Raw genomic sequence first — 382 nt, forward strand, 5'->3', positions numbered from 1 at the left:
TCAGCTTCCGCGCGACACCGAAGGCCGTGGCCAGGGAGGCGTCGTCGGTCTGCTCACCGCGGACGATCTCCAGCAGCGGGAGGATCGCGACCGGGTTGAAGAAGTGGAAGCCGACCACGCGCTCCGGGTGCTGGAGCTTGGAAGCCATCTCCGAGACCGACAGCGAGGAGGTGTTGGTGGCGAGGATCGCGTGCGCCGGGGCGACCGCCTCGACCTCCGCGAACACCTGCTGCTTGACGCCGATCTCCTCGAAGACCGCCTCGATGACGAAGTCGGCGTCGGAGAACCCCTCCGCCTTGTCCAGCACACCCGTCACCAGGGCCTTGAGACGGTTGGCCTTGTCCTGGTGGATCCGGCCCTTGCCGAGCAGCTTGTCGATCTC

Annotated in this window: 1 protein-coding gene; it reads right to left on the reverse strand. The window is 67.0% G+C overall.

Annotated elements, in window-relative coordinates; all coding sequences use genetic code 11:
• On the reverse strand, positions 1 to 382 hold a 382-nt coding region (locus G3I17_RS39560), incomplete at both ends, for a 3-hydroxyacyl-CoA dehydrogenase NAD-binding domain-containing protein (protein ID WP_239063355.1).

The organism is Streptomyces sp. SID13031 (genome assembly GCF_010548305.1).
Taxonomy (GTDB): Bacteria; Actinomycetota; Actinomycetes; order Propionibacteriales; family Kribbellaceae; genus Kribbella.